Annotated in this window: 29 protein-coding genes; 8 read left to right on the forward strand and 21 right to left on the reverse strand. The window is 58.1% G+C overall.

Annotation, left to right across the window (positions count from 1 at the left end; translation table 11 throughout):
- Nucleotides 1-120 precede the first annotated feature (120 nt).
- The 5 genes from JCM15831_RS10025 (at nucleotide 121) to JCM15831_RS18175 (ending at nucleotide 5,138) form a co-directional block, all read left to right on the forward strand.
- Entirely contained in the window at nucleotides 121-1,308 is a 1,188-nt protein-coding gene (locus JCM15831_RS10025) for an aspartate aminotransferase family protein (RefSeq protein ID WP_025824165.1), read from the forward strand.
- Entirely contained in the window at nucleotides 1,305-2,288 is a 984-nt protein-coding gene (gene argF, locus JCM15831_RS10030) for an ornithine carbamoyltransferase (RefSeq protein ID WP_025824166.1), read from the forward strand. The genes JCM15831_RS10025 and argF overlap by 4 nt, the downstream gene beginning before the upstream one ends.
- A gap of 56 nt (nucleotides 2,289-2,344) precedes the next feature.
- Entirely contained in the window at nucleotides 2,345-3,262 is a 918-nt protein-coding gene (gene hslO / locus JCM15831_RS18165) for an Hsp33 family molecular chaperone HslO (protein ID WP_035774250.1), read from the forward strand.
- Complete coding sequence (locus tag JCM15831_RS18170) at nucleotides 3,259-4,272, forward strand: hypothetical protein (RefSeq protein ID WP_035774251.1); 1,014 nt, start codon at nucleotides 3,259-3,261, stop codon at nucleotides 4,270-4,272. Before hslO ends, JCM15831_RS18170 begins: the two co-directional genes overlap by 4 nt.
- A 170-nt stretch (nucleotides 4,273-4,442) precedes the next feature.
- Complete coding sequence (locus JCM15831_RS18175; protein ID WP_084490648.1) at nucleotides 4,443-5,138, forward strand: hypothetical protein; 696 nt, start codon at nucleotides 4,443-4,445, stop codon at nucleotides 5,136-5,138.
- Here JCM15831_RS18175 and JCM15831_RS23375 read toward each other — a convergent pair.
- Nucleotides 5,129-5,263: a hypothetical protein gene (locus JCM15831_RS23375; RefSeq protein ID WP_269530435.1), complete on the reverse strand. Its 135-nt coding sequence runs from the start codon at nucleotides 5,261-5,263 to the stop codon at nucleotides 5,129-5,131. The genes JCM15831_RS18175 and JCM15831_RS23375 overlap by 10 nt on opposite strands.
- On the opposite strand from JCM15831_RS23375, the gene JCM15831_RS18180 reads away from it, so the two are divergent.
- From JCM15831_RS18180 to JCM15831_RS10065, 3 genes are read left to right on the forward strand one after another with little or no spacing between them, the layout of a single operon-like run.
- Nucleotides 5,235-5,975, forward strand: a complete 741-nt coding sequence (locus tag JCM15831_RS18180) for a gluconate 2-dehydrogenase subunit 3 family protein (RefSeq protein WP_156938821.1) — start codon at nucleotides 5,235-5,237, stop codon at nucleotides 5,973-5,975. The two genes, JCM15831_RS23375 and JCM15831_RS18180, sit on opposite strands and share 29 nt — an antisense overlap.
- Nucleotides 5,976-6,000: 25 nt before the next feature.
- Nucleotides 6,001-7,779: a GMC family oxidoreductase gene (locus tag JCM15831_RS10060; protein WP_025824168.1), complete on the forward strand. Its 1,779-nt coding sequence runs from the start codon at nucleotides 6,001-6,003 to the stop codon at nucleotides 7,777-7,779.
- Nucleotides 7,776-9,107, forward strand: coding sequence for a c-type cytochrome (locus tag JCM15831_RS10065; protein ID WP_232228118.1), 1,332 nt, complete (start codon nucleotides 7,776-7,778; stop codon nucleotides 9,105-9,107). The genes JCM15831_RS10060 and JCM15831_RS10065 overlap by 4 nt, the downstream gene beginning before the upstream one ends.
- 17 nt (nucleotides 9,108-9,124) lie before the next feature.
- Here the strand turns inward: JCM15831_RS10065 and JCM15831_RS10070 are convergent, their stop codons facing one another.
- The 20 genes from JCM15831_RS10070 to JCM15831_RS23980 all read right to left on the reverse strand — a co-directional run bounded on the left by JCM15831_RS10070 (nucleotide 9,125) and on the right by JCM15831_RS23980 (nucleotide 25,459).
- A complete protein-coding gene (locus JCM15831_RS10070) occupies nucleotides 9,125-10,381 on the reverse strand; it encodes a glycine-rich domain-containing protein (protein WP_025824170.1) in 1,257 nt (418 codons plus the stop codon).
- On the reverse strand, nucleotides 10,381-11,040 hold the full coding sequence (locus JCM15831_RS10075) for a hypothetical protein (protein WP_025824171.1): 660 nt from the start codon (nucleotides 11,038-11,040) through the stop codon (nucleotides 10,381-10,383). Before JCM15831_RS10075 ends, JCM15831_RS10070 begins: the two co-directional genes overlap by 1 nt.
- Nucleotides 11,040-12,275, reverse strand: a complete 1,236-nt coding sequence (locus JCM15831_RS10080; RefSeq protein WP_025824172.1) for a hypothetical protein — start codon at nucleotides 12,273-12,275, stop codon at nucleotides 11,040-11,042. Before JCM15831_RS10080 ends, JCM15831_RS10075 begins: the two co-directional genes overlap by 1 nt.
- A complete protein-coding gene (locus JCM15831_RS10085) occupies nucleotides 12,275-13,417 on the reverse strand; it encodes a baseplate J/gp47 family protein (RefSeq protein WP_025824173.1) in 1,143 nt (380 codons plus the stop codon). The genes JCM15831_RS10080 and JCM15831_RS10085 overlap by 1 nt, the downstream gene beginning before the upstream one ends.
- Nucleotides 13,418-13,456: 39 nt before the next feature.
- Nucleotides 13,457-13,831 carry a hypothetical protein gene (locus tag JCM15831_RS10090; protein ID WP_025824174.1) on the reverse strand — a complete coding sequence of 125 codons (375 nt, stop codon included), beginning with the start codon at nucleotides 13,829-13,831 and terminating at the stop codon, nucleotides 13,457-13,459.
- Between the two features lie 54 nt (nucleotides 13,832-13,885).
- Nucleotides 13,886-14,482, reverse strand: coding sequence for a hypothetical protein (locus JCM15831_RS18185; RefSeq protein ID WP_025824175.1), 597 nt, complete (start codon nucleotides 14,480-14,482; stop codon nucleotides 13,886-13,888).
- 12 nt (nucleotides 14,483-14,494) lie between these two features.
- The gene (locus JCM15831_RS10100) at nucleotides 14,495-15,568 is read right to left on the reverse strand and encodes a hypothetical protein (RefSeq protein WP_025824176.1); all 1,074 of its coding nucleotides are present in this window, start codon (nucleotides 15,566-15,568) and stop codon (nucleotides 14,495-14,497) included.
- On the reverse strand, nucleotides 15,565-15,753 hold the full coding sequence (locus tag JCM15831_RS10105; RefSeq protein WP_373277636.1) for a hypothetical protein: 189 nt from the start codon (nucleotides 15,751-15,753) through the stop codon (nucleotides 15,565-15,567). Before JCM15831_RS10105 ends, JCM15831_RS10100 begins: the two co-directional genes overlap by 4 nt.
- 70 nt (nucleotides 15,754-15,823) lie before the next feature.
- Nucleotides 15,824-16,693: a hypothetical protein gene (locus JCM15831_RS10110; protein ID WP_025824178.1), complete on the reverse strand. Its 870-nt coding sequence runs from the start codon at nucleotides 16,691-16,693 to the stop codon at nucleotides 15,824-15,826.
- A gap of 12 nt (nucleotides 16,694-16,705) precedes the next feature.
- Nucleotides 16,706-17,014, reverse strand: a complete 309-nt coding sequence (locus JCM15831_RS21515; RefSeq protein ID WP_156938823.1) for a hypothetical protein — start codon at nucleotides 17,012-17,014, stop codon at nucleotides 16,706-16,708.
- A gap of 911 nt (nucleotides 17,015-17,925) precedes the next feature.
- On the reverse strand, nucleotides 17,926-18,249 hold the full coding sequence (locus tag JCM15831_RS10125) for a hypothetical protein (RefSeq protein WP_025824181.1): 324 nt from the start codon (nucleotides 18,247-18,249) through the stop codon (nucleotides 17,926-17,928).
- Complete coding sequence (locus tag JCM15831_RS10130) at nucleotides 18,246-18,671, reverse strand: hypothetical protein (RefSeq protein WP_025824182.1); 426 nt, start codon at nucleotides 18,669-18,671, stop codon at nucleotides 18,246-18,248. The genes JCM15831_RS10125 and JCM15831_RS10130 overlap by 4 nt, the downstream gene beginning before the upstream one ends.
- A 3-nt stretch (nucleotides 18,672-18,674) precedes the next feature.
- On the reverse strand, nucleotides 18,675-19,445 hold the full coding sequence (locus JCM15831_RS23665) for a phage tail sheath protein (protein WP_306301835.1): 771 nt from the start codon (nucleotides 19,443-19,445) through the stop codon (nucleotides 18,675-18,677).
- Nucleotides 19,446-19,507: 62 nt separating this feature from the next.
- Nucleotides 19,508-20,164: a hypothetical protein gene (locus tag JCM15831_RS23670; RefSeq protein ID WP_306301836.1), complete on the reverse strand. Its 657-nt coding sequence runs from the start codon at nucleotides 20,162-20,164 to the stop codon at nucleotides 19,508-19,510.
- A gap of 27 nt (nucleotides 20,165-20,191) precedes the next feature.
- A complete protein-coding gene (locus tag JCM15831_RS10140) occupies nucleotides 20,192-20,584 on the reverse strand; it encodes a hypothetical protein (RefSeq protein WP_025824183.1) in 393 nt (130 codons plus the stop codon).
- 585 nt (nucleotides 20,585-21,169) lie between these two features.
- A complete protein-coding gene (locus tag JCM15831_RS10145) occupies nucleotides 21,170-21,760 on the reverse strand; it encodes a hypothetical protein (protein ID WP_025824184.1) in 591 nt (196 codons plus the stop codon).
- A gap of 15 nt (nucleotides 21,761-21,775) precedes the next feature.
- Nucleotides 21,776-22,189, reverse strand: coding sequence for a hypothetical protein (locus JCM15831_RS10150; RefSeq protein ID WP_025824185.1), 414 nt, complete (start codon nucleotides 22,187-22,189; stop codon nucleotides 21,776-21,778).
- A complete protein-coding gene (locus tag JCM15831_RS10155) occupies nucleotides 22,189-23,556 on the reverse strand; it encodes a hypothetical protein (protein ID WP_025824186.1) in 1,368 nt (455 codons plus the stop codon). Before JCM15831_RS10155 ends, JCM15831_RS10150 begins: the two co-directional genes overlap by 1 nt.
- 36 nt (nucleotides 23,557-23,592) lie before the next feature.
- Nucleotides 23,593-24,024: a phage scaffolding protein gene (locus JCM15831_RS10160; RefSeq protein WP_025824187.1), complete on the reverse strand. Its 432-nt coding sequence runs from the start codon at nucleotides 24,022-24,024 to the stop codon at nucleotides 23,593-23,595.
- Nucleotides 24,025-24,049: 25 nt separating this feature from the next.
- Nucleotides 24,050-25,459, reverse strand: coding sequence for a phage portal protein (locus JCM15831_RS23980; protein ID WP_035774265.1), 1,410 nt, complete (start codon nucleotides 25,457-25,459; stop codon nucleotides 24,050-24,052).
- Nucleotides 25,460-25,461 lie beyond the last annotated feature (2 nt).

The raw sequence follows: 25,461 nt of genomic DNA on the forward strand, positions 1-25,461 counted from the left end.
GAATAGGTGACAATAGCCCCATCATGAGAAAGCAGTAGCTTTTGCCCTGCCCTGTTTTTCAGGTGCGGGGTCTTAGCCGTTGCGTTTCCCTTCCCTTTTTTATCGGGCTCTCCCATCACCATGATCTCCGCTCTGATGCCAACGTTCAAACGAGTCGACCTTGCTTTCGAGCACGGTCAGGGCGCTTGCTTGTACACGGCTGAAGGGCGACGATTCTTGGATTTTGGGGCGGGCATTGCCGTCTCATCGCTCGGTCACGGCCATGCGGGCCTCGTCAAGGCCATCGCAGATCAAGCCGCCCGCGTGATGCATGTCTCGAACCTGTATCGCATCCCGCAGGCCGAGCAGCTGGCTGACCGCCTTGTGGCCGCGTCCTTCGCCGACAGCGTCTTTTTCTGCAATTCCGGCGCAGAAGCGAATGAGGGCATGGTCAAGATGATCCGCAAGACCCAGTTCGCGCGCGGTCATGCAGAGCGCACACGCATCATCTGCTGTACGGGCGCCTTTCACGGTCGCACCCTAGCCATGATCGCCGCCACAGGAAATCCTGCCTATCTCGAGGGTTTCGGTGCGCCGGTCGAGGGCTTCGATCATGTGCCGTTCAACAACATGAATGCCCTGCGCGCTGCCATCACACCGCAGACAGCGGGAATCATGCTCGAACCCATTCAGGGTGAGACCGGAATCAAACAGGCCGACCCTCAATTCATGACCGGGCTGCGTCAGGTCTGCGACGAGTATGGACTGATCCTTGCCTTTGACGAGGTGCAGACAGGCATGGGTCGTACCGGCAAGCTCTTCGCCCATGAAGGCTACGACGTCATCCCGGACGTCATCTCGGCCGCCAAGGGCATTGCCGGTGGCTTTCCGATGGGAGCGATCCTGGCCAATGAAGAGGTTGCCGCTTCTATGGGGGCCGGATCGCACGGCACGACCTTCGGCGGCAATCCGCTCGCCTGTGCCGCTGGAAATGCCGTTCTGGATGTCATTCTTGACGAAGGTTTCCTGTCCGGGGTTGAACAGAAAGGCAAAGTTCTCGAAAGCGCTCTCCACGCCCTGGTCAGCAAGCATCCGACTGTGTTCGAGCTTGCCCGCGGTCGCGGCCTGATGTGGGGGCTGAAATGCCGCCTGCCGGTTGCCCAGGTTCAGGCTCAGGTCATGGAAGAAGGCCTGTTGAGCGTCACCGCAGGGGAAAACGTGCTGCGTCTGCTGCCGCCGCTGATCGTCTCCGAAAAAGAATGTCTTGAGGCCTGCACGCTTCTCTCGCGTGCCGCTGCGGCTCTCGAAAACGGAGGAAGCAAGGCATGAGCACGCAGACCCAGATCTCTCCCAAGACCAAGATCCGACATTTTCTGGACCTTCGCGATCTGGACTCAGCAACCCTGCGCGCGATCATCGATGTCGGCCGTGCGGTCAAGGCCATGCAGGATGGTCGCCGGGTACCGATGCACCCGGCCCATCCCCTCGCCGGTCGCACCCTGGGATTGATGCTTTCCAAACCGTCGACCCGCACGCGCCTCTCCTTTGAGGTGGGCATGCGTCAGCTCGGCGGCGATGTCTCGGTGCTTTCCCCGGCAGATATGCAAATCGGTCGGGGCGAGAGCCTTGCCGATACCGCGCGTGTTCTCTCGCGTTTTCTGGATGTGCTGGTTGTGAGGACCGGCGAGACGGACATGCTGCCGGAGCTTGTGCGCTGGAGCAGCATCCCGGTGGTGAACGGTCTGACGCCCGACTCTCACCCGGTGCAGATCCTCGCCGATATCATGACCTATGAAGAGCATCGTGGACCGGTCGCGGGCTCACACTGGGCATGGATCGGTGACGGCAATAATGTTGCCACCTCCCTCATCGAGGGGGCTGTACGCTTTGGTTTTTCCCTGACCCTTGCCACGCCCGAGAGCATGAAGCCACGACAGGATGTGCTCGACTGGGCTCAAGCCGAAGGCGGGAAAATCCGCCTCGTGCATGACCCTGTCGAGGCTGTCCGTGACGCAGGCTGCATCGTGACCGATACATGGACCAGCATGTCTGACAAGGAATCAGCAGCGCGCCTCAACACGCTGCGTCCTTTTCAGGTCAATGCGGCTCTCATGCAAAAAGCATCTGCTGAAGCCCTGTTCATGCACTGTCTTCCTGCCCATATCGGTGAGGAAGTGACGGAAGACGTTTTTGAGAGTGCGGCTTCGGTCGTTTTCGACGAAGCGGAAAACCGTCTCCACGCCCAGAAGGGACTCCTGCTCTGGGTGCTCGGCAGCGAGGAATGGCGCTCTTTCGGCACGCCCGGCTGAGCGCGCTCGACGACGCCTCTCTTGGACAGCCCTAGAAAGTATCAGACAGAGTACCAATGATCGAAACACCTGCCTTTATGGACACACAACGCCCCGAAGCCGTGCCTGATCTCGTGATCGCGCATGGCATCACGCCGTTCCATATGGCGAACCGACCTGTTCGCGGACGCCTCGTGCGCCTGGGCAAACTGGCCGATATCATGCTGATGCGTCACGATATCCCCGATTGCGGACGTGAATTGGCCGGCCAGACCCTGTCGTTGGTGGCTGGGCTTAGTGCCGGTCTGAAGTTCAAGGGCTCGTTTTCGCTTCAGGTCAAAGGGGACGGCCCGGTCTCGATGCTCGTCGCCGATTGTACGGACGCCGGCGAGCTGCGCTTCTACCTTCGCTCGAACGACACGCCGGATAGCGCTTCCGCCAAAACGCTTCTGGGCGACGGCTACTTTGCCTTCACCATCGATCAGGGCGCGCATACCGAACGCCATCAGGGTATCGTTGCGCTGGAAGGCGAGACTTTGTCCGACATGGCGATGCATTATTTCACCACTAGTGAACAGCATCAGTGCTGGATCCGCCTTTACTGCGAGAAGACGGACGAGGGCTGGCAGGCAGGTGCCCTGCTCCTCGAAAAAATTGCGGAAGAGGGAGGGATCGCCACCTCTCAGGAGCGCGATGAGGATACATGGGAAACGGCCTGTATTCTGGGCAACACCCTGACCTCTGCCGAGCTTTTCGACCCTGCCTTGAGCCCGACCACTCTGATCGAGCGCCTGTTCGGCACTCAGGACGTGCTGATTGACCGTCCCCGCGCCGTGAGTTTGGGATGCCGCTGCAATCGCGCCCGACTGGCGAGCGTATTGTCGACCTTCCCGGAAGACGATCTCGATCACATGGCCGATGAAGGGCAGATCACGATGAACTGTGAATTCTGCAATGTCGGTTTCCGCTTTGATCGAGCCGAGATTGCACGATGAGCGCAGCCGACGACTTCTTGCGGAGCGTGCGCGTCGACGGCGAAAAACTGGATGGGCTTTACGATCAATGGATTCCACAAGAAGTCATCGCGCTTGCCGATGACATTCAATGCCTGACACTCACTGACACTCTGAGCGGTCGGCAGGCGGTCTGGTATCTTGATGGTGAGCGTAACTATTGCGGCTCTCACATCGAGGTCGTTCAGCGTCTGCATCCCCAGCAGATCCTGTCGACAGTCGCGCCCTGGTTTGACGACCTTGTGCGTCACTCTCTCAGCTCAACGCCCCATCCAGTCGAAGGGGCGCCTGAGATGCCCTTCTTCCTGGCGGCGCAGCTGGCCGCTGCCTGGTCGGTGCGCACCCTGGGTGATTTACGCCAGATTCAAACCTCACTGGCTGGACAGGATCAGGAATTTGCCAGTGTTGGCGGGCGGGTCCTTTCTGCAAGGCAAATCCGTCGCATCCTCGGCACGCGGATCGGACCGGAATCCCTGATCGTTCTGTCACCGCTGACAGACAAGCCCCTGAAATCGCAGGTCTCTTTTCTGGCTGAAAATCAGCTGATTCACCGTTTCTACGATGCCGAAGCGGGCTGCACCTTCTATCTCTCCTGGTGGGAGCGCCAGCTCGACAAGGCTCCAACCTTCTATTGCCCCCTCGCCAACCTCATCGTCAGCGACGAGGGGATGGCGGGCATGCTGCCCTCCGTCATTCTTGGATGGTATCTCAGCCACCCGGAGCACGTGACGGTCATCGCAGAAGCGCTCGCTTTCGAAGCACGCGATTACGGTCTCGGGAACGCGTCTTCTCTTCAAATCGATAAACAGCCTGAAAAGGGCCTCCCGCCCGCTCCTGCGGCAGCTTCTGCCGAGATGATTTCGGAATCCTGGGCTTTTCTGCACCGCAATCCCTCGACCCCGGCTGCAGAGCCGACAAAACGCGAGGAACAGCAGGAAAAGAAATCGGGACGCCTATTCGATCGACTACGTTCTTTAGTAAATAAGAGCTGAAACCCAGACGCGCCTCAGGAGCTCGCAATGCAACGCCTTTCCAGAGTTCAGAAGTTTCTCCGTTTCGGGTCCCTTTGTCTTACCCTCGGAGCTACCGCCCCCCTACTGACCGCATGCGGCGATAGTGAACCGCAAGCTTTGCTCCGCTGGATTACAGCTATCTCAGCAAGATGCATCTGAATGTCGCTCACCTTGAAGTGATCGACACAGCGCCACCCGGCAACACACCGGGAGACATCTCAGGAAAAGCGCCCACCTCACCGCAGCAGGCTCTGGAGCAGATGGCCCGCAACCGTCTGGTCGCCAGCGGGTCAGAGGGCAACGGCATGTTCACCATCACGAAGGCGAGCATTCTGCACGCTCCGGGTGGCACCCTGCTCGGTGAGCTCGAAGCGCATGTCGATCTCTCGGCCCCGTCAGGCGGGCGGGCAGGCTACGCACTTGCCCACATCACCCGAAGCCTCAACCCTGGCAACAAAGATCCGGAATCCCCTGCCGTTCTTTATGACCTGACATCACAAATGATGCAGGACATGAATGTCGAGCTCGAGTTCCAGATCAAGAAATCCCTCCATGACTGGCTGGTCGATGCGAGCGGCGCCCCCCTGCAAGGCGCTGTTCAACAGCAGGATATCGGTCCTAATGCACCGCTTGCCGCTCCTTCCGTGACGGCGGAAAACGCTCCGATCGCCCCCGCTGCAACCAGTCCCAGCCTCCCGAGCACCCCGGTTGCCGCCGCCGCAACAGAAACAAAACCGCAGGAGCCGGACGCCATCTTCCCTCTCGGCGATGGCACAGGTTCGACACCCCCCAAGGTCAAATCGCCCAAGGCCGGGGTGCTGACCCTTCCCGCCGGTCACTCCTGAAGCAGACAGGAACCATGCGGTGCCAGCGCAGTCTCTAGAAAGAGGCTGCCTATAAAGCTGCTTGCATTTCCCGTCACAATCGCGAAGAAGGAGGCAATGCCCACAAGGTGGGCAGAATGCATCATTGTTCCGTCGGGAGAACAGGTTGAGCGCGCCTTTGTCTTCACGCCGCCGCTTTGTCAAAGGCGCTGTCGGTTCTACAGCCTTCCTTCTGCTTGCCGGACAACATCTCCCCGGAAGGCATTCGCCGCCCTCAAGCTTGATGAAAAGCCGGCTTTCTTTTCTCCGGAAGAATTTCGCTTTCTCCAGGCCGCATGCGAATGCATCTATCCCAGCGATTCTTACGGACCAGGCGCAACAGCCTTGGGTGCCCCCGTTTTTATCGACCGTCAGATGGACACACCCTACGGTCGGGGCGAACTCTGGTATATGGCGGGACCGTTTCAGGACGGTCCCGCCAATCTGGGATATCAGCTGCCATTTGCCCCACGTGATCTCTATCGCAAGGGGATTGCCGGAGCTAACCATTACGCCCGCGCGCAGCGCGGCAAGGGTTTTGCCGATCTGAGTCAGAAAGACCAGATCGAGATCCTGACCGCCTTCGAGGGCGGTGCCATCCATTTCCCCGATATGAACGCACGGCTCTTCTTCGAGCAGCTTCGCCGAAACACGCTTGAAGGCGTGTTCTCCGATCCTGTTCATGGCGGCAATCGCCATATGCAAGGCTGGCTTCTGCTCTCCTTCCCTGGTGCCCGGGCCGATTTCATGGACTGGGTCAATCAGGAGGGCGCAGCGTATCCCTTCGGTCCCGTATCTCTGAGTGGCCAAAAGGCCTGAGCGACCATTCCTAAAGTCGAGACGCATGACATTAAAACGGACTGACGTAGTCATCATCGGAGCGGGCTGGGCCGGCGCGATCCTTGCTAAAGAAATGCGCGAGGCCGGGCGGAGCGTCGTCATGCTGGAGCGGGGACCAGACCGGGCGACGGCTAAGGAAGGCACCTATCCCGGCTCGATCGACGAGTTACGTGGAGCAATCCGGCACAGATTGTTCCAGAATCCGGCCAAGACAACCGTCACCATCAGAAATACGATCAATCAGACGGCCCTTCCCTACCGTCAGCTTGCCGCCTTCCTTCCGGGCGAAGGGGTTGGCGGTGCGGGGCTACATTGGTCGGGTGTGCATTTTCGCGCTGCACCAGACGATCTGCGTCTGCGCAGCCACGTCACCGAACGATATGGAGCCAAATTCATTCCCGCAGACATGAATCTGCAGGATTACGGCGTAACCTATGACGAACTGGAGCCCTTTTTCGACAAGGCCGAAAAAGTTTTCGGTACCTCGGGAGAGGCCTATACGGTCAACGGTCAGGTAGTCGGCAAGGGCAATGTTTTTGCTCCCTCGCGTAGCGACAAATTCCCGCTGCCACCGATGCAGGACGTCTATACTGCGAGCCTGTTCCGCAAGGCTGCGACAGAAGCGGGATACCACCCCTATGCATTGCCCGCAGCCAATGCCTCCATGCAATATACCAATACTTACGGCCTCCAGATGGGCCCATGTAATTTCTGTGGATATTGCAGTGGTTATGACTGCTACATGTACTCAAAAGCATCGCCGAATATCAATATTCTGCCGGCTTTGAGAAACGATAGCGATTTCACACTCATCACCGACGCCCATGTGCTGAAGGTCAATCTGGACAGCGACAAGCGCAAGGCAACCGGTGTCACCTATCTGGACCAGCGCGAAAACCGGGAAAAGACCGTGGAGGCCGATCTTGTCATTCTGGCGGCCTTCCAGTTTCACAACGTGCATCTCATGCTGCTTTCCGGCATCGGCAAGCCTTATGACCCAGTGAGCAACACAGGTGTTGTCGGCCGTAATTTCGTCTACCAGACAATCACGACCTCCCGTGCCTGGATGTCCGAGAACCAGTTTACCAACCAGTTCGTCGGGGCTGGTGGGGCTGGTGTCGCGATGGACGATTTCAACAGCGATAATTTCGATCATGGCCCGCTCGGCTTCATCGGCGGCTCACCGGTCTGGGTCAATCAGGCGGGCGTCAAACCGATCGCCGCCGCCATGAACGGGGGCGGAAAATCGGCGCCTCGCTGGGGAGCCGGCTACAAGGCAGGTCTGGTCGACACCTATCGACACTCTCTCGCCATGGATGCCCATGGCAGCAACATGGCCTATCGCGACGTCTATCTCGATCTCGATCCAACCTGGCGTGACAGCTACGGTCAGCCTCTGCTGCGCATGACCTTCACCTGGAAGGAAAACGACATCCGCATGAATCAGTATGTCGTTGGCAAGATCGAGCCGATCATGAAAGCACTCGGTGCCAGACGGTATGAGCTGGGACGACTTGAGCACGGGGAAACCTTCGACACCCGTCGCTACCAGACAACCCATCTTGGCGGCGGCGCCGTAATGGGCACCAGCCCACACGACAGTGCGCTCAACCGCTATCTGCAAAGCTGGGACGTCTCCAACGTCTTCGTCATTGGCTCGAACGCCTTCCCCCAGGGCATGGGATATAATCCGACAGGCACGGTCGCAGCGCTCGCCTACTGGGCCGCGCACCACATCCGCACGACTTATCTGGCCAAACCGGGCCCATTGGTGTCCCTATGATGCCGTTCAAAAAACAGGTTCTCACGCTGCTTGGCCTTCTGGGTTTTGTAAGCCAGGGATTTGCGGCGCCTGCTCAGGCTAATTCCCAGCAAAGCCTGATCGACAAGGGACGATATCTCGCCGCTGCTGCCGATTGCGCCGCCTGTCATACACATGACCCCTCAGCGACCTACGCTGGCGGCAATCCCTTTGTTCTGCCAATCGGCACGCTCTACGCGCCGAACATCACGCCCGACACCAAGTATGGCATCGGATCCTATACAGAAGCAGATTTCGCGAATGCCTTAAGACGCGGCATCGGCAAAAACGGTAAGCCGCTTTACCCGGCAATGCCTTTTCCGTCCTACGCGCGCATGAGTGATGCCGATATACACGCGCTCTGGGTCTATTTCCACGAGGGCGTTGCGCCGATTGCAAAAGCGCCTCCCACCAATAAAATCACGTGGCCGCTCTCCATGCGCTGGCCCATGACGCTGTGGCGCTGGGCTTTCGCGCCCACACCGCAGACAGCTCTGGCAAATGCCAATCGCTCTTTCGATTCAGCAGAAATCGCACGTGGCGCTTATCTGGTCGAAGGTCCCGGTCATTGTGGCGCCTGCCATTCTCCGCGCGCCATCACGATGCAGGAAAAAGCGCTCTCGAGCGATCAGAGCGATGTTTTCCTCTCTGGCGGCTCGCCTGTAGATGGATGGAACCCTGTCAATCTGCGTCAGGATGATCGAACGGGTCTCGGGCGCTGGAGCGAAGACGATATCGTCACCTTCCTCGCCACAGGACGCAATCTGAAGGGATCCGCCTTCGGGGGTATGAGCGACGCCATCGCCCATGGCACACAACATCTGAACGATGCCGACCTGCACGCCATCGCGCGCTACCTCAAGACGTCTCTTCCGGCACGGAAGAACGAAAAACCGTGGCAGCTCGACACAAGCGTGACTGAAATCCTGCATAAGGAAAAACTTCCAGACGCGGGCGCAAAAACCTATGTTGATCGCTGTGCCGCCTGTCACCGGACCGATGGCCATGGCTATGCCCCGGCCTTCCCTCCTCTGGCTGGCAATCCCGTCGTCATGGACAGAGATCCGGGCTCGCTCATTCTGATCGTTCTCAAGGGAGCTGCTGTTCCCGCGACAGACAAGGCGCCCTCATCACTGACCATGCCGGCCTTTGCGCATGTTCTGTCTGACCAGGAAGTGGCCGACGTTGTGACATTCATCCGTCAGAGCTGGGGAAATGCCGCCAGCGCAGTGACCGCAGCAGATGTTCATGCATTCCGCGGCCGCAATTCAGAATGGATCAACGAAGCAACATCCAACCCGCTCAACTGAGATATCCGGTTCCTCCTTCAGTGGAGGAACCGATAAATGACCACTCCCTGATAGCCGCGTCCGCCCTCAGCTTTCAGCCCTTCTGCAGGAATTGCGTAGGCACCCCCGCCTCCTGCACCGTATCTGGTCGCTGCCACCCCACGGAGATAGCCCGCAGGACCGCCACCACCCCAGGGGCCAGCAGCGCCATTACCGGCAAAGACATAAATGCCGTTTTGACCGTCGCTCCCTCCGCCTCCAGACTGGTTCCACAGAGATCCCCCTCCGGTTCCGCCGCCACGCCCTCCAACGGAGTTCTGTGGTGTCGCAAAATAACCGGGGCTCCCACCATCGGATGTCAGCAGGGGCTGAGCGCCATAAGTGACAAAGCTTGGTCCGCCCCGTCGGTCTGATTCACCCCCCGTTCCGACCGTAACAGACAGCACAGCATCGCGCTCAGGATCGATCGGATAGACGCCCCAGCAATCCCCCCCGGCCCCGCCCCCGGCGCCAGAGAAGGAACCGACATCCGGAGAGAGAGCGGTGCTCGACGCGCCCCCTCCACCGCCGCCAATAACGCGCAATTCCACGCGCTTTGCCCAAGCGGGCGCATTCAGAATACGGCTGGACTCGCAGATTGCGTGAGGCTGGCTGATCTGCTGCGCAAAATGCATTGTCGCCAGTTCGGACATAGCCGGTTTGAACGCCGCGCTTTTTTGAGGCACGACATCGCCCAACGTCCCCGCCCCTGAAGGAACCGACAAAGCATAAAGGGGCACGACAACCGCCCCGGAGACAGACGGCACGCTCGTCGCCATCATAAAGCTCACATTGCCTCGGCGTCGGGTTGGGAGCGCCGTACCGCGATTATCCGGCCCGGCCATGGTCTGATCGGGCTTTTCCGCATTATAAAATGGCAGCACATCAAACTGATCGTCTGCCTCCTGGCACACACCGAAAAGCGTCACTACAGCACCGGTGAGCGGCACGGTGATCTGCTGCGTTGTGGCGTTACGAAACAGACATTGCGTCACGGCATAATCCGCCTCCATCCCTGCGGAAGAGCTCCCGATCCGGGTCGCGTCCAGCGCTGCTGGTGCGATAATCGTGCCGGGCCCGATCGTCAGTGAAAGATCGATGGCAGAAGGCTGACAGGCGAAGCCTGAGGCCACGATTGTCTCAGGACCCACCACGACTTCCGCAAGCCGCCCGAGACTTTCTTTCGCATAGCGGCCCAGACGGAGAAGATCGGTATCGAAGGGTACCGCGCCCGCATAGATGATCGGACGATCCATCACGCCAGCATCCTCACCCAGGCGATCACACCCGCAGCTTTTGTCGCCCTGAGCGTTCCATGGAGCACACGCTGTTCGATCGGGAGCTTCGGATAAACCTCGACGAAGAACTGCCCCCCGACAGGCGTGCCGTAACGACTACGTCCCGAGCCATATCCGCCAGAAAAATTCCACGCACCGCAATCGCGGACCGTATCCGGCTCGATAAGTCGCGGCGCAGCACCCGAAATTCTTCGTACGGCTTCTGACACCGCCACACGCGTATTACGTGGTGCCACAAGAGAACTGACAAGACGTCTGCGAAAATGACTATCTTTTTCCTGGTGCAGACGGCTCAACCCTGCCGGACCGAAAAAATCGGTCGCAGCCATGTCAAGAAAAGCGTTCTCCGTCGTACCAAGGCGTGTCTGTCGCCGCGCAAAAGACCGGAGGTTCCAGACATGAGCCAGCACTGACCCAAACCCGGTCAATAACGCCTGTAATACGGGAGCGTCCTCAACCTCATCTCCCTGATAGACAGGAAACCAGCCAGACGGGAGAAGCAGGCGCAGACGCCGCGCAAAGTCACGGGCAGTTCCAAAAGCGATCCCGGTATCGAAAAGGGTCTTACGATCTGTCGCCTGCAAAGGTGACACATCGCGATCTCTCATAATTGCCATCAGCCACCCACCTGTTCAGGGGTAAAAAGAGGGACGCGGTAATCCTTGCCGTTGACATTAAGGTGCAGAAAACCGCCTTCAGCCTGTGTCGGAACAACGCCGTCGGGACTTGCGACAGGCGACGACAGCTGAATTTCTCCGCCCTCGGCAGGATAGAGGCCCAGATTGGACGAGCCGTTTTCGCCCCGCTGAACGTATAGCCCTGCCGCGGCAAGACCCTCGCCTGCCTGAATATTCAGTGTGTTCGTCGGTGCCGAATTCGGTGAGATGGAAAAAAGAAGATTTCCCGCCACATTGGTCACCAGCAATCCGTCATCCGAGAACTGAAGGCGCTGCCCATTCACTGTTTTAGCGACCGTCGAAAACAACATGGCTCCTGCGTCGAGCCCCTGAACCTGCTCGCGTTTTTCTGGTGTCCGCCACTCGATGCCCTGATTGCGCGCCATTGAAATCGCGTTGCCATAGCCGCCATCGTCACCATTCGTGCCAGCCAGAGACGTATTGGAGAACAGGATCCCCGTTTTCCATGAGTCGGGATTGCTCACAAACACGATCCCGGCTTCACCATCGGTCGTGCCTTCGGTCTGTCCACCCCCTGCGCCAATCTGGATGGCATACGTGCCGCCACCGCAATTTGGATGATAGGGCGTCGACACGCCGTGGGCGGGACCCCCGTGATTCACCACTTCCAGCTCCATCACGAAACTGGGCTGATAATTGACGCCCGGCATACGCCACACTTCACCATAATAAGCATAGGCTGTGGCGAGCGTGGGATTGGTTGTCTCGTCAGCGATACCCCAGGAAGCCACGCCGATCGTGCTTGGAACATGACCCAGCTTGTCACGCCATTTCAGAGCATCAGATGTGCGTGAGCCTGCCACGAAAGCGCTGTTCCCAAAGCGGGAGAGGCAGGCCGCCTGCGCATTTTCCAGTGCCCAGGGGCCAATTGACGTTGTCGCCATCAGCGCAGACAGCCAGTCCTGCCGATCGACGTCGCGCGTATTCAGGGCCGGGTAATCAGACGCGCCTCCGATGAAGAACCGATCTCCATAACGACTGACCTTCGCGCCTTCTTCTGCGAAGAACTCGCCACTCGGGGGAGAGTCCGCCGGAGCGCCGGCAATCTGACTCGCTGTCGCGTTAAGCGTCTCGACACCGTTCGGGGTCGCGATGACCAGAATTTCTGGCCCTTCGACAGAAGGGATCCGGAAATACGTATTGAATTTCGGCATTATCCCTCCTGAACGATCTGAACGGAGATCGTGCCTGGGAAAAGCGACTGACTGGCCTGAGCGGGAATATCATCCTGTCGCCCATTGAGCAGAATATGCGTCACTGACAGAACGGGGACCCCGGCTCCGACATAGGCAACGTAAGAGAGACGACTGAACGGATAGGAGGCGCCAATCTGCGCAGCCTTGATATCCGCGCTGAGGGCGCGCGTGAGTGCAACTCTCGCCGCCTCGACATCTCCATCGGATGCAATCAGAACCGTCATGGAGATATCAACCGTCAGAATGACAGGTCTCTGGACCGTGAAGCCGACCCCCAGAGCCTTGTTCGCCTCGACACTCGTATAAACGCGTTGGATCACCTGTTCCGGCACATGATCGCTGCCATCATCGACAACAACGGTGAAATAACCTGCCCGCGTCACACCATTGGCTGTCTGACCGTCAAACACGGCGTAGCTCAGATTGTTCTGTGTCTCCGCGATGCTGTTTTCCACGGCTGAGCGCGATGCGCTCGCTTTCGACGCAAGCCAGAGTGGGAAACGCTGTCGCAATTGCGCGTCCGTCTCCCGATCCGACCCGTTAGCGAAAGCCTTCAGATTGGTCACAATATCGATTCCGGCAACAGACGTGCCCATGAGCGAGATCGCCCCAATAGCGACATTGCCCTGAATACCCTCACTCAAAGCCTCAACCGGCACGGTCAGGGAGGGCATCCCGACGGGCCGCACATAGCCTCCCGTATCCGTCGACCAGCATTCATGCGTTCGATCGATAACGACCTGAAAGGTCAGGGCCGAAGCCGTGCGTACCGTCACGCCGGGACGCACAACCGCCGAGACGTTATCGTAGGAAAAGCAGGTCATTGTGACCGACCCGAGAGACTTGACGCCGGGGAGGCGGGTCATGCCGAAATCCCCGACAAAGCTATCGCAATCAGCCCCCACAGAGGTCGCAAGACGCGTTCGACACAAGATCTGCATCAAGGCGTATTGCAGCCATAGCCCGAGAGCCGAAACGCTCTCGATCATGGCCCTGCCGGGTGTGCCGATCTCCAGCGTCAGCTTTTTTCCGCAATGCGCCTGCGCTGTGACAATGGCCGTCTGCACCAGAGATGAGAAGGAACGCAGAGAAAACGACATGGACTCTCCGATACCTTGTTGGCAGGAGGAGAGCGTGGCTCAGATCGTGCCGTCCTGATTAAAGGTGAGACGCCGCTCAACTCTCTCGTCCCGATCGGTGTAGGAAAGCGTGCAGCGAAAGGTACTTGCAGCGAGAGAGGTCAGGGCTACCGTCACCGGCTGTCCCTGATCGATACCCGCCTCAAGAGCGAGCTGACTGACAATCAAACCTCGCGTTTCTCCCTCCCTGATTGGCGTCCCTATTCGTGCAGGGAGACCGGCTCCGTAATCGACATGAAAGAGATAGCCTTGCGGGTTCGTACAGAGCCGCCGCAAAATCGCCTGCTGCGTTGCAGGCCCTCCTGAAACATCCAGCAATGCCCCCTCGGGATCGAGCTGAAGATCCTCACCGAAATCATGGTAGAAATCGGTCATCCCATGGCCTTTCCAGTGACGCCATTGACGTAGGGATGCACATGGCTACCTAGACTAAGCAGGTCGGTGTAAATATCTCCTCCGGAGACAGCAACCCCGCCTCCTGAAACCTCGACTCCCCCCCCCGGAAACTGAAACGCCTTGTGAATCGAGAGTCAGGCTCACTGGGCCGACCCTGAAGACGATCGATGACCCTCTCAGCTCGCATCGCGTCTCGCCCGCTCCGAGAAAAAGGCCATCACGCCCAAGATGCAGCCAGGCTGCCGCCTCGCTCTCCTGCCGGTATTTTTCTGCTGACGGGCCTCCGCATCCAGCACGAATAAGCAATTCACCAGGCTGCGCGACCGTCCCGCTATGGGGTGACTGAGCAGGGCCCGCCACAACATCGAAAATCACCGAAATAATCACGTAATTCTCGCCATCTCCTTCTACAGGCAACAGCAGGACATGCGCGCCCAACTCACACGGGCAGGCGATGCGCAGATCGCCCACCTGTGTCATGGCAGCATCAGGCAACCACCCCGTCTCGATATCGTCTGGCTGCAACCTTACCTTGACAGCATGACTGCCCGGATCAATCGCCGAGACAATGCCGTGGATCGCGTGTGCGGTCCTTGTTTGATGGGCCGCAGCCCATGAGGAACCATCCACTACCTGCCTCCGTCAAAAAACACGGTCTCTCAAGGTGACCTCCTGCCTGTATCCATGGGCGAGATCGAATGAATGTCTGACCGCATCGACCGAAAAAACCGTTCTTCCGCCTGGAAGCACTTCATCCACTTTCATGAAATGACGGGGTGCCAGCCCGAGCATCGCCGGAAGAGAGAGCGTCACCTCCGAGGCGTGCGAGACGATGCGGCAATATTTCCCTTTTGCGAGCCGCCTGATATCGTCCAGACGCTGCCCCGGGACCCGAAAAGTATAGAGGGCTGCCCCCGCACCCGGAGGGCGCGTCGAAAAATCCTGACCATCATAAAAGATTTCGCTGCGCGCACGCTGGCGTGAGTCCCAGGACTGCACGCCGACAACGACATTCTCCGCAAGACCCAGATCATGGCGAAACGACTGCAGGCTCACTCCATGAGGTGTAAATACGCGGGTGTTCCCCTCCCCAACAGCGTGAGGCTCATGAATGCAGATCGATTTACCGCTCGCATGACATTCGTAACCATGATCGCGCGCCAGAGAAAAAGCGATATCGAAAGCCGTCTGGTATCGATGCCGGGTCGTCGTTGCGAGACGCCTGTGCTCGAGTTGCCAGAACTGCCCGCAATACCGTGATGCCTCAGCGTCAAACGGAGCTCCTCCGCTTTCGAACTGTAACCCTGCATGCTCAACGGCTTTCTGCACCAGCTCAAGCGCAGTCTGGTTACTCCAGGACGAGGCGAGCCGCGTATCAAGAAGAAACGCCAGATAATCGCGACATTCCAGAACGAATAAAGAGGGTTCGGCGCCGCGGGTCACTGCATCGAGTACGCCGCGAAAAACGATCGTCCATGAGTCCGCAGAACTCTGACTCAGCCTGACCTGAAGAATCACGTCCGGGCGATCAAAGCCCGTCCGCCCCTCGATCTCAGAGGCGAGCACGGCCTTGTCCTGCACGACGACCTGTATTCGCGCCGTATCGCAGCGCTCATAGCGCGTAGACTCAAGAAAAAATCCCGAAAGATAAAGACCGTCTTTTCCCTCGCCATCGATCAAAATTCTGGCCTGCCAGCTCCTCATCGCTTCTGTCATGAGGGTGGCAATCCCCGCCTCTCATCTCCCCGGCTTTCATCCGGGATTACAAGCTGCACGGGCACGTCGAAACCTGTCAGATCGGGATCATCCAAAGCGTTCATCTCGGCGATACGCCACCATTGCATGGCATCACCAAAGTGACGCACAGCAAGGTGGAACAGCGACACATCATTCGAGTCCACCTGTATCCTCACGTCATACCTCCAATAATCATTCATGAGCTCGCCGGCATGAGGCCAGCCACATCCTGACTCAGATAGCCATCTGGTTACGCGCCCGACGCGTGTAGCTTCCGGTTTCGACACTCAGCGCTACCGCCCCGGCGTGCCGGGAAAGCGCAATAAGATCAGCTGTGTTTTCAACTCGGCTTCGTTCAAGTTCAGAACCCGCCTCTCTCTCGACATCCAGCAGATTGCTTTCGGCCAGCGAAAGGTCAGCACCGTAAGCGACGACCGAACTCGGAATATGCGAGACACTCATACCGCTTTGCCAGAGCGCGTTTGCCTTACTGAGGGAAGCCTGCGCCCGCGAAACAGCGCCACTGGCGCCCAGAGCATGCGCGACGGGCGTGATCTGACCCGTGGCCGTGGAAATCATGGTTGAACCAACCCAGCCAGCCTCCGTCATCGTCTCAAGGAAGGTCGAAATAGTTGAGAGACCTGACATAATGTCCAAACCCGCACTCTCAACGGAACTCGGAAACCGGGTCGGCGGTAGAGCCTCGCGTTCCAGCACGAGACGATAGGGACAAATTGTTCCACGCGCCTGATACGACCACGAAAATTCTGAGATCCAGACCCGGGCGCTGAGATCGGCCACGGAGAACGCTAAAATCTGCGCCGCCTCGCGCATCGCTTCCACACGTCGCGCACGCCGGGTGGCAGCCGGACCCACAAACCGGCCCGTCAACACCAGCTGCGCCGCGTCATTGCCGACTGAGTCGATAACGCGCCCACCCCCCAGAAGGCGGTGAATGACCAGAATCTGACGGCCTCCAATGATAAGCTCATCAGGCACTTCCGGACCACTCAAGACCAGTCCGCCGAGCATCACAGGGGCCGCGCGCTCGAGCTGCCCCACCGCGCCAAGCGCATTTTCCACATCAGAAAGCGACAGGCTCATCGGCCTCTCTCCCTACATGAAGCCAAAACTCATATTTGGATATTGCGGCGAGGCAATTTCATCGATCATGGCGCTTCTGGAACGCAGAGCCGAAACGCCATGAATTTCCTGTGCCAAAGGCTGAACGGCATTGGTGCGATGCTCCATGCCGTTTTCGGAGAAGGAGCTCTCTGACGGACCGGCGTCCAATGGTTCGAGTGCTTCGATCGCGCCAAATGGCTGCGACACATGCGCGCGCCGACGCGCATCGAGAAAGTCAGGAATCCGAGCCCGTTGAAACGGCGCTGAGCCATCCGTCAAGACATGTGCAAATCTGCCCACGGCATTAATTCGCCCGTGTGCCATCGCGGATTGCGGACCACGTCGCAAAAGCTCTGTATTGCGTTCACTAAACGTCTCTTTGCGCTGTAAACGGTTGACAGGAAGCGCCGCGTGCGGGGCGAGCTTACGTGAAAAAAAACTCGCAATATCAGGTGATAATCTACTCTCGGACCTACCGTCCGGTTGCGACATGGGAATATTTCCCCGGCTCAAAGACATCACTCCAAACGACCGATCAACAGAAAACATCTGACGGGAATGTCTTGCTTCGCCAAAAAATCTGGTCGGCGTGCGAACTTCAAGCAGCCCAAGGAAGCTGGACTCTCGCTTTGTATCCCCGCCTTCGGACCGCATCCCTTTCGGTAAGACAAGAACACTACGCCGAGACGATAAACTCTGAACCGCTCTCACCACTTGATCGGATAAGTTGGCTATTCCGGGCTTTTTCAGGTCAGCCTCTGCCGCCCGCGCTAGTGGACGCCGAGGACTTGGGTAGAGCCTGTCGTATAAAATACGCCTCAGCCCTCATTGACCTGATCGAGAGACGAGCTCTCTTTTTCGCATTTTTGCTGACAAAACCATGCTCTTGACTAAGCGCCTCGACAGTTTTTCGCTGTCGCATCAGCTTGGCAATCGCAGGAGGGACAAAACACGCTGCAAGCCTGGCCGTGCGATCCGAGTTACGCGCGAACCAGAACCTTTTTTGCACGCCCGCATTCTGAAACACCGTTTCCTGCATCAGACCCTATTCCCGATGAAACCGGCAGTGCTCCCAATTGAAGGAAAAACCTTCCATCTCCGCCAGGACGACGCAGGCCGCTCTCCGTCGCGCTTGCGACCAGCCCATAACGACAGACCAAGGCACCCCATTTTCAGGAGATAAATCATTTCCCGAAAACCTGGGTGCCCGGTCAGTTTTTTGCAATCGCTAGCGCTTCCTCCTCCTGCTCATCAGAGGCGAGAAAATAGGGTTGCAGCACGGCAATCCCTTCATTTCCAATCCGTCGAGCAAGATCGCGAATGTCGTCCTTCGTCGCCGGCATTTGCACAGGGACACCATCTACGGCCCGCACAGCACAGACCATCTGTGCGTATGAGAGCCAGGCTGAAGCAGCAGCCCCTGAAAGGGCACTCCCGGCTGCCTCGATCAGATCGAGCATATCCCCAGGGTCCAACTCGCGCAGAGCAAGATGCCGCCCTTGTCCAAAATCAATCTGCTCAGGCAATGCCGTCATGAAATCTTGCTCCTCAGAGACGCATAAAACTGCACATGCTGATGAATCATGCCTTCCGCCTGCCAACGATCTGTCTTCAACGAGAGGGACACGCCGGAATATTCCCAAGTCGTCGTCGTTCCATCGGGCTCACGAATGTACTGATAGAGCGTTCCGCTTCCGATACTGCCCGCATTCCAGAACGCGGACTCGATCGCAGCAACAAGACTATCGAGATTGGCATTGGCGCGTGCGATCGTAAAAACGCCACGCCATCCGCTCGGAGTATTGAACTCGACGGGAAGACCATTAAGCGGGGTCGCACGCTGGATAATCGTATGCTGCTCGGACTGAAATCCCGTCACATCACGAAGATCGATGCGCGAACCATTCCAGAGCAGCGTTATTCGGCAATCCCGCCCGATGCTATAGGGGTTCACCATGGATCAGACGCTCCCGCTGGCAGTACTGACGCTTACCGAGGCGCCCCCCTGCAGGTTGATGATGAATTTCTCATTGATCCCTTGGTACTGGACCTGAACATCTGCCTGGACGTACCCCGTCGCCACCCGCTGAAGCGGGTTATTCGTGCTATCGCACACCACGGCATAGGGCAGGCGGCCGCCGTTTTCCCCAAGAATTCCCTGAGACAGCAACGCCGACAAAAAACCCAGGATCGACGCCCTGATATTGCCGAACAAGGTGTCGTTGATAACGCTTCCAACATACTGACCCAACGTCCCTTCGAGGGAGCGCGCCAAATAATTGGTCAGTCGGGTATAAGCATCACTCTGCACCGCCACCCGTTGCGACGTATTATGGCCACTACGGAGTGCCCAGTACTGACCACCCGGAGAAGGGTTACAAATAACGTCGATACCGTTCTCGATCAGCGCACCTAACTCTGCCAGCGTGTATCCAAAACGAGTCCCATCAAGACCGTTCTTCTGGCTTCCGACAATGCCTGCCAACGCTTTATTCAGGCCTGACTGCTCCGGGGAGAGGGCTGCCAGTTTTCCTGCCGCAAAAAGAGCGGGGCTGACCAATCTCAGGCCAAGAGCATCGTCATTCCACCAAAGCCAGTCTCCGTGCATGTATTTGAGTGCATGAGTTTCGATGCCCAGAGCCGCCTTGCTGCGGACAGCCTCTGCCACGGTTTCCCCCTTCGGCCCCGCTGCAATCATGTAGACAGCCTCGTCTCGACCGAAGGCCACCATCGGGATCATTGCAGACGTATCGCCAATTCCAGCCAGAGCCGCGACGCTGCATCCCTGACTTGTCAGTGCGTGAAGCCCTGTCTTGGTCTCCGCGACGCCAATAAAACGGTCAGATGCCGCTCCGCCCCATCCTCTCCTCCCGAGAGCTGAACCGATCCGGCTTCCGCAATTGTTGCGTCGCCCGTCAGGTCGATCCGGATAAGAGCCTGATTATCGGCCGCCAGAGCGTCCTGTAGTGCTGTCCAGTTAGCCCCGCCATAGGTCGTCGTTCCGAGCTCGGCATGGGCGACTGTCAGAACAAACTGACCGTCGCGAAAGCTTTGCGACATCACACTGACGGTCAAGGCGTTGCCAGCCGTACCAGTATACCGCGCCTTCAGCTGAGCCGCTCCAAGAGTGGCATGGGCTGCAACATCGTTCCCGTCAGTCACGCGCACCAGACAAAACTGACTGGCCCCCTGATGCACCGCGACATCGACCGCAATATTGAGGTTCGATGACCAGGCACGCTTGCCAGCAAATATCTGGCGAAACTGCACAACGCTCCCGATAATTGTTGGCGTATCGACCGGCCCCCACGACGCTGTGCCAATAAAGCCGAGTAACGCTGACGAAACGCCCGAAATCAGTAACGTCTCTGGCTGAGCGATCTGGACATAGAGATCGGGCACAGGCAACGCAGCCGTATTCAGCGCACCATTCTGGATAAGTTGGGGCATGAATGATCCTTCTTGTCTGGAAGTGACCTAAACCGGCTCGGGGCCAGCCCGAACGGTCCCATCGCGATCTGTGTGCCAGCCGCGATATGCTGTTGGCGTCTCCTGCGAAGACGCTAGGGCCTCGAGTGCGTCACGCGGGATTTCCGCAGAAAGCTGATCCGGTATCGCACCGAATGAAACAACTTCGTCTCGCAGCTGCGCCCAGCCACCACCCGCAACCATCTGCGGCGTCCACACTGTTTCGAACCGATCGAAAACAATTTTCAGATCGACATCACGACGAAAGAGATTCCGGGTCTGCATCGAATCCTGATCTGCATCCCCTTCGAAAATGACCTGAGCCATTGTTCCGTCAGGCAGAGCCAACCAGTCCTGCGGTAAAAGGCGTGAGACCAGCACATCACCGACAGCCGCGCGCATGGTGCTGTCGGTCGACCAGACCGAAATCCGGAAAATCTGACTTTGTCGCCCCTTAAGGCGGTCGATCGTCCGTATCCGCCAGTGGCTACCTCCAGACTTCCCTCTTTGACGCTAAGGACATCTCCCTCAACCCATGCGGCCTTGAGCTGCACTGCAAGATTCTGCGCGATCGATGCCGCCGCCTCTTGCTCCCGCACAACATGTCGAGCCGTGGCGCATCCTCCGTCATCCCTCCTCCAGAGAAGGGCTACAATGCCCGGAGCCAGCCTCGGCGAGGACACACATATTTTCACTCCCGCCTGTCTGATATCGACGGCGATAACCGGAGGAAACTTCAGAGTCTCCACCCATTCTCGCCCAAGAGGCGCGGCAAGCGCATTGTAACTGCCCGAGAGCGGCGCGATGGTGACGTAGCAGACCGTCTCACGCAGCGAAGGCGAAATAAAATGATCCGAAGGCATCAGGGACCTGCCCGAAAAATGACCTTCTGATCGCTCCAGAAAGCAGAGTCCCGAGTCAGTTGAGCAAAGCGGCTAGCAGCGCAAAGCGCCAACCCACGCGTCACATGAGAGAAACCACTCATGATCAGATCTGCAGCACAGAGAGAATGGCGCGCGTTCCATTCTGCGAGATTTCGACCGACTCAACGACATAGCTGGCACCGCTCGCATCAGTGACATGCATGTAGGGCATCAAGGAAAAACCTGGCAGAACAGGAAGGTGCAACAAGTAGCTTCCCGCAGGCACAGAACCCGGCATTCCACTGCGCTGGTCCTCTCCCTTCCCGGTCAGAGTAATACTGGCGGGGCAATTTTCAACGTAACGATGGGGCGCGCCCCTCATGCCGGAAATCGCAATGGCACTGTTGCAGGCAACGCAAAGCGGTGGACGATACGATTCAATTTCTACAACAAAATAAAAACGGTCGCCTATCTGTAGGAAATCACCAATGCTCAGACAAGGCACATCGCAAAGCAGATAAACCATCGGTCGCGCCCACATGCGGGGCTTGACCATCTGAAAGCCAGAATTCTGATCGAAACATAAATACGGACGACCCAATGGGTTACTCAAAGGGCTCCGCAAATCGATCACTCGATAATGACGTCCAATGGTTCCCAGACGTCGCGCCGCTCTGGCAAAACCGAAATGCACCCGCTTTTGGATCTCTTGCATGGATGCCTCCCGCCGCTACATGACAATCGAACCTGAACCCTGAAGATCCGGCCCGGGTCTCACGCCCAGAAAGCTGCAGACCCGACGACGCCACCAGTCTAAAAGACGAACTCGCTCCGGTAACTCGCGCGGGTTTCGTGTCCAGACAGAGGCTGCACTCGTGTCAAGCGTCTCTGACGCGCCCTGAACAGCGCACTCCATGTCCGCAAGGATCGCTAGAAAAGATCGCAACCGCTGACGTTCGGGCGCCGCAAGTGTCTTGAGCCGCCATTCGAGCGTCCCTCCGCTCTGGAAAAAACGCCAAGAGCTCTCACCACTGGCCCGATCCCCCAAAGCTGCATACCCGCAATACCGTCTGACTTCCGTCTTCTCTGCATCGGTCAGCCCCTCACTCGATACGGGTCCGCACGAGCCGGCTGCACGCTCCATCACACGCCAAAACCGGCTGCATCGGTGCCAAGACTTTCAATCACCACACCCCGTTTAAGATAGGCATTGGTCGCTGTCGGGATAATCGAGACATCGGCTGTGACATCGGTCGGCAAGGCAAAGCCGCCGATCCAGTACCAGGATTGAGCAATAATCTGCTTTAGGCGATCCAACGGTTCACGCGTAACCATCGCGACGCCATCGATCATGTCAATGAGTGCTCTCTCAGCATCCGGAATATCCGAATGACCGATACAAGCGCAGTCTCCCTCGATCAGCGCGCCCTGACCCAGAAGGAGCGCCCTGTGGATTGGCCCGCCTCCGAGAGACACCTGTTGGGGCGCTTCCGTTGTCGGCACAAAACGCACACCCAGCAGCTCAATGACCTGCCCCGAGCGATACTCTTCAGAGCCATAGGCCCCTCGGTAGAGGTATTTGAAGTCCGGGTCGCGAAACAGCGATAAAAGCTGGAGATCGTCCAGATAGCAGTGATAGGCGCCGCCAATCATCGGCACATTATTACGCCGCAAAGACGCAACGCCTGCGAGCACATGCTGAATGCCCAAGGTGTCGCCATCGGCCTGTCGCAACTCGGCAGTGGTCTTCTTGCCATTAGGCCTCAACACCAACGGCGCAACCGCGGCAATAACCGCATTGCCTGCGGTCGCATCAGAAACCGCAACACTGCCAGAAAGCTGTAACTGGCCCGAAATGCCTCCGGGTGCGGTCGAGATGTTGTGCGGATCTGCAACAGCCGAAACCAGTGTATAAACGCCGCTCCCGATTGTCACCGTCATGCCTGGGTTCGCGCTGACCGGTCGCACCTGCCCCCCGGCAATCACGAACTGAAACCCGCGAATATCATCCACCACGACCGTTGTCGCTTTTGCGGTCGCAGTGGCGGTCACTCGGGTATTCCCCCCTAGATATCCCCCAACACCGCCAGGCACCCCGGCAAAAAGCGCATTCCGCGCTAGACGGTCGAGAGACTGCATGGCCTGCAAGCCGTTCGTCTGCGCATTGGCCAGAAACTGCGAGGCAATCCCGACACCGGTCGTGACCATATTCAGATCGATCGTATCGCCATATTGATTGATACTAAGCGTATATTGCTCGACCGACCATCCGCTGGGTGATAGCCCGTTATCGAAATTCGTATTTCCTGTCGGCAAAAGAGGCTCCGTTACCGGTGCCTTAAGGCTCTTGCGCGTCTTGGTCAGCGTCTCACCGATCGCATTTGGAAAAACCTCACGATCGGCAACGGCCCGAAACCCAAGCCGGGCCTGCAGCCCCGTTTCAAACTCACGCGCCAGAAAACCCTGTTGAATGGCAGCCCGAAGCTGCTCGGGAAAATTCTCAATACCCATTCGTTTTCACCCCAGATCCGTCATCAGACCCGTCCCTCAGAGAACACCCGCCAGAAATTGCCGCCGTCGCGCTGCGTAATCTTGCTCGGGCAGGTGTCGCGCGCTTTGCGCGGGAGCCGGGCATGGTCGAGGCGTCACACCCCCCTGACCGGGCCCCTCTCCCGGCGCCCCATAATCCCGAAAGAGAAAGCCGCTTTTTTGCCTTGTCTGCGCTACAGCCTCTTCAAGGCCGGTCATCTGCCCTTGATCTGACCAGCCGATGCCAGAACGATCCATAAGCGCGATGACAGCCTCGGGGTCATGAGCGCCAAGACGGATCGCCTCAGCGCGCAGCGCGGAAAGAAGCGCGGTTTCTCGCGCCTCTTCTTTTACCTGGGCCAGTTCTTTTTCATGTTTCTGAAGAAGGGAATCCCGTTCAGCAACAAGTTCAGCAAGAGAAACACGAAGCGTCTCGATCTCATCAGCCATATCCTATTCTCCCCAAGGGGCTCTCTCAGGCTGCTTGTGCAGCCATTATTTTCGTCCATTCTGCAGCGGGATCGGTCACTCCTGCTGCGCTGGCATAAAGCCGGGACGCCGTCTCAGCGCTCAGCAGGCCAGACGTCACCGCGGCGCCCAGACCCTGCGCCATCGGAAGCAGCTCCGCCTCTTCTGCGGGAAACCAGGCAGGCCAGTGCAAGGAGAGGCCGGCAGGATCCAGATTTCTGTAAAGCGTCCCGCCAATCATCACGCCCTCAGGCAAAACCGACGAGAAGCGGCAAATCATACGGTATAGCGACAGGACACCCTGATCGCCGTAGCTTCCGCGCAGGCGCTCCGCCATCCAGATCAGGGGCTGACACATCAACTCCATGGCTCGGCCCGATTGTGGGGCTCCCAGACGGTCGCCATGTGCCCGGTTTCCGTGCAATTGCTCGAGCACGAGCTGCCTCAGCTCCCGATAATGCGACAGAACGGCTCCCGCTGCGGCACCGTTGATTTCCAGAAGCTTGGCATCTCCCTCTGGGGGCAATGTCAAAGCAGAGGCCGCTCCCCCCTGCCTTACTGCCCCCTCGATGAGCTCCGGCGTCTTCAAGACAAGTGTTGGATCAGAGCCGTATTTGAGACCACGTCCAGCCTGCGACAGCAGATAATCGGCCTCGATAACGGTATCGATCGCTTTTTCGAAACTACACTCGCCGTCAGGATCACGATCCGCCAAACCCGGCAGGTTTTTGATCCAGATAATCGGCACAAAGCCAAGTGCATGATGCGATGAGCGCCGCTCATCCCGGACCAGTTCACGTTCGTCTTCGACAGGAAGAGGCATAAACACGTCCAGAGCGTTTCGCGTCCAGCGACGCTGCCACCAGAAGCGGGCGCCGCGCTTGTCACGATCGATGCTGTAGCCGCTTGCTTCCAACTCACGTCCGGCCACCATGAACTTCTCCGTCACGGCTATCAGCATGCCGGTATGATCCCATTCGGGCGTCAGATATGCGGTCTCCAGAAGCGACAGGCGTAATCCGGATCCGTGAAGGTCAACCCGGATTGCGACCGAGCCCACCGAACCACGCGTCGCGGCCTGCATCATCAACGCGGGAAGCCCTGCCTGTGCAGCGAAGCAATTCATCGCTTCGGTAGTCTGCACGTTTCGGGCAACAGCTTGCGGCCAATGTGTATTGCCAAACAAAAGCGAGACGGCCTCATCGACAGCCGTGCGGCATAAATGCGTTCTGACCGAGGGGCGTCGTTGAGAAATCGGGATATATTCACCCGCCACATTTCTTTCAGTCGCAAAAGGATAGGGCAGAATATCATACTGCGTACCCTCAAGGACCTTCTGGAGCGCCAACAAGCGTTTCGTGCGAGGCGCCACCCCGGAAGGCATATCATAGCGATCCTGAAGCGCGATCCAGTCCATGC

This window comes from Asaia astilbis JCM 15831, assembly GCF_000613845.1.
GTDB lineage: Bacteria > Pseudomonadota > Alphaproteobacteria > Acetobacterales > Acetobacteraceae > Asaia > Asaia astilbis.

Coding starts and splice junctions, on each gene's coding strand:
- JCM15831_RS10025 (WP_025824165.1), top strand. CDS start 121: ATGATCTCCGCTCTGATGCCAACGTTCAAACGAGTCGACCTTGCTTTC.
- argF (WP_025824166.1), top strand. CDS start 1,305: ATGAGCACGCAGACCCAGATCTCTCCCAAGACCAAGATCCGACATTTT.
- hslO (WP_035774250.1), top strand. CDS start 2,345: ATGATCGAAACACCTGCCTTTATGGACACACAACGCCCCGAAGCCGTG.
- JCM15831_RS18170 (WP_035774251.1), top strand. CDS start 3,259: ATGAGCGCAGCCGACGACTTCTTGCGGAGCGTGCGCGTCGACGGCGAA.
- JCM15831_RS18175 (WP_084490648.1), top strand. CDS start 4,443: ATGCATCTGAATGTCGCTCACCTTGAAGTGATCGACACAGCGCCACCC.
- JCM15831_RS18180 (WP_156938821.1), top strand. CDS start 5,235: ATGCCCACAAGGTGGGCAGAATGCATCATTGTTCCGTCGGGAGAACAG.
- JCM15831_RS23375 (WP_269530435.1), bottom strand. CDS start 5,263: ATGATGCATTCTGCCCACCTTGTGGGCATTGCCTCCTTCTTCGCGATT.
- JCM15831_RS10060 (WP_025824168.1), top strand. CDS start 6,001: ATGACATTAAAACGGACTGACGTAGTCATCATCGGAGCGGGCTGGGCC.
- JCM15831_RS10065 (WP_232228118.1), top strand. CDS start 7,776: ATGATGCCGTTCAAAAAACAGGTTCTCACGCTGCTTGGCCTTCTGGGT.
- JCM15831_RS10070 (WP_025824170.1), bottom strand. CDS start 10,381: ATGGATCGTCCGATCATCTATGCGGGCGCGGTACCCTTCGATACCGAT.
- JCM15831_RS10075 (WP_025824171.1), bottom strand. CDS start 11,040: ATGGCAATTATGAGAGATCGCGATGTGTCACCTTTGCAGGCGACAGAT.
- JCM15831_RS10080 (WP_025824172.1), bottom strand. CDS start 12,275: ATGCCGAAATTCAATACGTATTTCCGGATCCCTTCTGTCGAAGGGCCA.
- JCM15831_RS10085 (WP_025824173.1), bottom strand. CDS start 13,417: ATGTCGTTTTCTCTGCGTTCCTTCTCATCTCTGGTGCAGACGGCCATT.
- JCM15831_RS10090 (WP_025824174.1), bottom strand. CDS start 13,831: ATGACCGATTTCTACCATGATTTCGGTGAGGATCTTCAGCTCGATCCC.
- JCM15831_RS10100 (WP_025824176.1), bottom strand. CDS start 15,568: ATGACAGAAGCGATGAGGAGCTGGCAGGCCAGAATTTTGATCGATGGC.
- JCM15831_RS10110 (WP_025824178.1), bottom strand. CDS start 16,693: ATGAGCCTGTCGCTTTCTGATGTGGAAAATGCGCTTGGCGCGGTGGGG.
- JCM15831_RS10125 (WP_025824181.1), bottom strand. CDS start 18,249: ATGACGGCATTGCCTGAGCAGATTGATTTTGGACAAGGGCGGCATCTT.
- JCM15831_RS10130 (WP_025824182.1), bottom strand. CDS start 18,671: ATGGTGAACCCCTATAGCATCGGGCGGGATTGCCGAATAACGCTGCTC.
- JCM15831_RS23665 (WP_306301835.1), bottom strand. CDS start 19,445: ATGGTGGCCTTCGGTCGAGACGAGGCTGTCTACATGATTGCAGCGGGG.
- JCM15831_RS23670 (WP_306301836.1), bottom strand. CDS start 20,164: ATGCCCCAACTTATCCAGAATGGTGCGCTGAATACGGCTGCGTTGCCT.
- JCM15831_RS10140 (WP_025824183.1), bottom strand. CDS start 20,584: ATGCGCGCGGCTGTCGGTGATGTGCTGGTCTCACGCCTTTTACCGCAG.
- JCM15831_RS10145 (WP_025824184.1), bottom strand. CDS start 21,760: ATGCAAGAGATCCAAAAGCGGGTGCATTTCGGTTTTGCCAGAGCGGCG.
- JCM15831_RS10150 (WP_025824185.1), bottom strand. CDS start 22,189: ATGGAGCGTGCAGCCGGCTCGTGCGGACCCGTATCGAGTGAGGGGCTG.
- JCM15831_RS10155 (WP_025824186.1), bottom strand. CDS start 23,556: ATGGGTATTGAGAATTTTCCCGAGCAGCTTCGGGCTGCCATTCAACAG.
- JCM15831_RS10160 (WP_025824187.1), bottom strand. CDS start 24,024: ATGGCTGATGAGATCGAGACGCTTCGTGTTTCTCTTGCTGAACTTGTT.
- JCM15831_RS23980 (WP_035774265.1), bottom strand. CDS start 25,459: ATGGACTGGATCGCGCTTCAGGATCGCTATGATATGCCTTCCGGGGTG.